Source organism: Marinagarivorans sp. (genome assembly GCF_982758155.1).
Genome location: NZ_CEXWTU010000296.1, coordinates 1 through 5042, shown reverse-complemented (window position 1 = coordinate 5042; position 5042 = coordinate 1). Strand labels below are relative to the sequence as shown.

Genomic DNA, 5042 nt, shown 5'->3' with positions numbered 1-5042 from the left:
TTTCTCAGGCCCTTATGCGTAGGGAACGCGTATGGAGTGCCCATGGATGGCTTGAACGTGCCAGAGAAATCTATACGCGGCGGTGCCACATTAAGAAATATCTAGCATCACCAACAGGGACAGTCACTCTAAAAATTTTTTTCGTGCGCAGGCAAGTCACTTATATTGCGCTCCAATCGATACAGCGCATTAATTTTTGATAGACCAACATCAGCCAAGCTGGCCTTCACCTTTTTGCCTTTGGGTTGCGCTTTAATGGCTTCATTAAATTTTCTTCGGGCATGATCAAAACACCCGACGCGCGTAATTGAAGCTTGCGTGAACATCGCGTTATAGCTGCTTAAACCATCGCACTGTAGGTACCCCGAAAAGCCTTCCAGCAGGCGCGTTGGCACCTCCGCCCCTCGGGATGGATCATAATCGAATAAAACAACGGGCTTGTTCGGCGCACCTCCTTTGGACACCCACATCCATTTATCGCCATGAGGTGATTTTCCGATTTCTTTAAGCACCTGCACGCGAGTTTCATCAATTTGCAGGTAATCGTATTGCAGCTGATACTCTCGCGCTAAATTCACCAAGGGTTGTAATTCGCTCGATAGCCGAATAACCCAATTTGCCATTGCTGTGCGCGTAATGGTGCCACCATAACGAGACAGCATCTTTTCTATCCCGTACAACGATAATCCATCGCAATATTTTGCAACGATAATATGGCAAAGCAGGCCAATGCTTGCGATGCATTTATTCAATGGATGCAGCGGGGGTTTGGCGGCAACAATGCGACGAGTGCTGACTTCACCTTCTTGATTAGCGGGTTCGAAGCATCGATTAATCTGGTTGAAATTTAAGCAAAATATAGAGTGTGTGTCCCCTTAAGTTGTTAAAATTTCTAGGGCATACTCCTCGCGCTACCGGATATCGAGTTCCTCTCCCGAAAAACCATAATTCTCCAGCTATTAATCCGGCGGATAAATAGCAGCAAAAAATTAAGACGGCGATCACGAGCCATCTGCCTTTCGGAAGTTTTTCCGTCCTTACTTGGGAAATTCGTCTCTATACATAAATGAACGGTCTAACTCAGTCGGCTATAACAACGCAGTTGCGCCCGGATTCCTTCGCTTTGTACAACAGCTCGTCGGCGCGTTTTAATGTCTTTTCAAATGCCTCGTTTTTTCTGGACATGGCTACGCCGATGCTAATCGTCACAGATAAAGGCTCCAAATCGCGTTCGAATACATACTCAGCCACTGAAGTGCGGATTTTTTCCGCAAGAGTCGCTGCGCCCTCTCTCGTGGTGCCGGGGCATAGAATGACGAATTCTTCGCCGCCCCAACGGCCGACATGGTCGCTCATGCGGACGCCTTGCCGCAGGACATCCACAACGCCGCTGATGATTCTATCGCCGGCGTCGTGACCACGGGTATCGTTAATCCGTTTGAAGTGGTCAATATCTATAATTAGCACGCCAACCCCGCATTGGATCGCGGGGTTGGCATAAAGCGTCTGCGCAATATTCAGCAGCCCAGCCCGGTTGTATATGCCCGTGAGCGGATCCCGGATGGCCTGCTCTCGGAAGGAATCGGAGCTTTTTTTCAAGCGGCCAACCGCATATAAGGAAAAACCAGCGGCAACAACCATGGCCGTGTATATCATGTAAGCCCACCAAGTGCGCCACCAAGGCGGTGACACTTTAATGGCGATGGTTTGGTCGCTCTCAATCCACGCCTCCCCAGGCGCCTGAGCTTGAACGCGAAGAACATAACGGCCCGGGTCTAGGTTAGTGTAGGTGGCCGTACTGCGGTGTTTGATGTGTTGCCAATCGCTGTCAAATCCATCTAACTTGTAGGCATAATTCATCATTCTTGGGTTTCGAAAGTTAAGCGCGACAAAGTCGAACGACAATATATTCTGACTGTGTTCCAGTGAGAGATGACGAGTGGTCAAGATCGATTGCTGGAGCACCGAATCGGCGCCTCCGATCGGTACATCCTTATGCAGAAGACGAAAGCCCGTAATCCAGACGGGATAATGGATGGGCTCCGACTTTATATCCTCTGGATAAAAAGCCGTAATACCCTCTGTGCTTCCAAAGTATAACCGCCCCTTGGAGTCAACAAGTGTGGCATTGCGGTTATAGGTGCTACCCGCGAAGCCGTTCTCAACACTGAATATCTCAATGGCAAATGTTTCAGGATGCATTCGCGCGACTCCGTTGGTAGTCGCCAGCCATATATTGCCATTGCGATCTTCGACAATGCTTGACACCGTCTGCGCAGGCAGACCGTCAGACATGGTAATTTGTTGGAATTTCTCGCTGTCTTTTTTCCTATAACTGACACCTCTGGAGCTTGCAAGCCATACACCGTCGCGACTATCGACTAAGATAGAGGTGGCTACACTACTGGCCAGACCGTAGGGGTTTTCCGGCTCCGTTCTGTACACCCGAAAATTATCAGTTTTGCGGTTGTACAGAAAGACACCGCCATAGGTCCCGATCCACAAGGACCCTTCGCTGTTTTCAGCCAAGGCCAACACGTAACTGTGGTCTAAGGTACTGCCATCACGCCCCTCGTTTGCGGAAATGAAATCATCAGTCTGCGACCTATAGCGCCACAAGCCTTGACGTTCGGCACCGACCCAAACAGTGCCGTCCCGAGCCGCCAAAATAGACCAAATAAAGTCATCGGATATGCTGTGGGGATCACCTGGGGTATTGGCATAACGATAGAAAAGGCCGCTTTTGGGGGAGAAGCGATGTAAACCCCCGCCCCAAGTTCCCACCCATATGTCTCCGTTGGAATCCTCCGCTAGAGAGAGCACAGCATTGGCCTTCAATGCGTGCGGATTCTCGGGTTCACTGTGATAACGCTTGAATTTTCCCGTCTCCGGATTGAAGGCGTTCAAGCCGCCTTCAGTGCCCACCCAAATGGTGCCATCTCGACTTTCCAGAAAACTCAAGATTGCGCTGTCACTGACGGTTTCTGGATTGCCCGGATCGCTCTGGAACGTTTGCACCCGGTTGTTATTTCGATTCCAGAAGCTAACCCCAAAGGGTAATTGGCCCACCCACATATCTTTATTTTTGTCTTGGAAGATAGCTTTGGTTCGGTTGGATAATAGGCTGTACTGATCTTGACCCGCTTGCAGAAATTGATGCACCAGCTGAAGGTTTTGATCGAAGACTAGGACTCCGTCTTGATCCACGGAGACCCAAAACATTCCTTGATCGTCTTCTGTGATATCCATAATGGAGGCTTTGCGGGCATTGCGCCCTAAGCGGCTGTCATAGCTCAGTTGAACAAAACTCGTCGCGCCGGGCTCCATCACGTTAATGCCACCGCCGTGTGTGCCTACCCATAGACGCCCAGCCGAATCGCGAAGCAGGCAGTTAACAAGGTTACTAGAAAGCATTCCTGAGCCAGCATCATTGCTGAAAAAGGTGAAACTGCCGGTCTTGGTATCCAGGTGAACGAGCCCGTGAGCGGATGATCCTAACCAGATTATGCCATCTTCCTCCAACAGGATATCGTGATACATCGCACTGTGATCGATAGAGGCGAGACGGGGATCATCCCAAAATGCAATTTTTTTGGTCGTAAGATCAAGCACAAACAGTCTTGATCCAACGGTTGCATAGAGGTGATTGTTGTCACCAAAAGCCACTGTTGAAACGAGCTGCCCGGCTAACTCCCCAATTAATGATTGATCACATTCGAAGCGCCCGTTCGCGTGGTTGAAGCGACAGAGACCTCCGCTGGTAACAGCCCAAACGTAGCCAGTCTTATCGATTGCTACCTGCCAAACGTAACTATCAGGTAGACTCCCTTCTACATTCGGATCAAACTGGAATAAACGGAATTCGGTACCGTCGTAACGCGCAAGCCCATTTTCCCCAGCCAGCCATATAAAGCCAAAACTGTCCTGCGCAATCGCGTTAACCCCACTCAGTTGACGTATCGGAACACCCAGCGACACAAGGCTATTATCAAAGCGGGTTGCGAGCGCACGAGCCTCTTGTGTGAGTAAGCAAGCCACAAGTAGAACTGACACCACACAGCATCTTATGGAAAGGCGGAAACACATCAAAAAAAATTCCCATTCATACGAAGCGAATATGCCGTAAAGGACTTAGCGCGCAGGTGCCAAGACGAACCAGCTGCAACTGAGGTAATTTAACCAGTATAGCTGACGGTTGGCCGGCTGCTCGGGCAGCCACCGCTAGGACGCTAATGGTCGATAGTTATCAGGGCTGTGAAGACCAGTATGATATTCAGCTCTTGGGCTGCTGGGCAAATGCTCGTCGAACATTTATCGAGGCGCAAAAAGGCACAAAAGGCTAATAAACCCCATTGCATCAACCTATATCCGAAAACTGTATGCCATTGAGCCAAATGCTGGGACAGGCACTCGTTTTAATAACCTCCAGGCATAAATACTCAAAGCTAATATCATTTGGTTTTAACAAGCTTACTGAGAGTTCGGGGTGTCCCTAAATGTAGCGGGGTGCCCCTAAATGTATTGGGGTGTCCTCTAATACGTCCCTCTAATACGCTTTTAGGTATTGCGAAAAAATGCTGGGACAGGCACTCGTTTTAATAACCTCCAGGTATAAATACTCAAAGCTAATATCATTTGGTTTTAACAAGCTTACCGGCACACACGTTTAAAGCCGGCGGGGATTGATTTCTCAGGCCCTTATGCGTAGGGAACGCGTATGGAGTGCCCATGGATGGCTTGAACGTGCCAGAGAAATCTATACGCGGCGGTGCCACATTAAGAAATATCTAGCATCACCAACAGGGACAGTCACTCTAAAAATTACTGTTTTTTGGCCCCAAAACCAGCGCCATGTCCTAGCCTAACCGGCACAGGGTGGCACTTGCTTCCGGCACGGGTGCCCATTTTGGCCGGTGCCTACATCTGACGATGCTCAATGGAAAAAGGTGGCTTTCCTTATTGAGCATGGCTTCTTGTTTCAAAACAAGAAAATGCTGGGACAGGCACTCGTTTTAATAACCACCAGGCATAAATACTCAAAG

General features: G+C 49.3%; 4 protein-coding genes. 2 read left to right on the top strand and 2 right to left on the bottom strand.

Annotated elements, in window-relative coordinates; all coding sequences use genetic code 11:
• Positions 1 to 128 precede the first annotated feature (128 nt).
• On the bottom strand, positions 129 to 752 hold the full coding sequence (locus AC3A8L_RS19720) for an IS66 family transposase (RefSeq protein WP_487963982.1): 624 nt from the start codon (positions 750 to 752) through the stop codon (positions 129 to 131).
• Here AC3A8L_RS19720 and AC3A8L_RS19715 point away from each other — a divergent pair.
• Positions 714 to 851: a hypothetical protein gene (locus tag AC3A8L_RS19715; protein WP_487963983.1), complete on the top strand. Its 138-nt coding sequence runs from the start codon at positions 714 to 716 to the stop codon at positions 849 to 851. The two genes, AC3A8L_RS19720 and AC3A8L_RS19715, sit on opposite strands and share 39 nt — an antisense overlap.
• 229 nt (positions 852 to 1080) lie before the next feature.
• Here AC3A8L_RS19715 and AC3A8L_RS19710 read toward each other — a convergent pair whose 3' ends face one another.
• Positions 1081 to 4056, bottom strand: coding sequence for a two-component regulator propeller domain-containing protein (locus AC3A8L_RS19710; RefSeq protein WP_487963981.1), 2976 nt, complete (start codon positions 4054 to 4056; stop codon positions 1081 to 1083).
• A gap of 176 nt (positions 4057 to 4232) precedes the next feature.
• Between AC3A8L_RS19710 and AC3A8L_RS19705 the strand changes: the two genes are divergently transcribed.
• Positions 4233 to 4343, top strand: a complete 111-nt coding sequence (locus tag AC3A8L_RS19705; RefSeq protein WP_487963980.1) for an IS66 family transposase — start codon at positions 4233 to 4235, stop codon at positions 4341 to 4343.
• Positions 4344 to 5042: the final 699 nt, after the last annotated feature.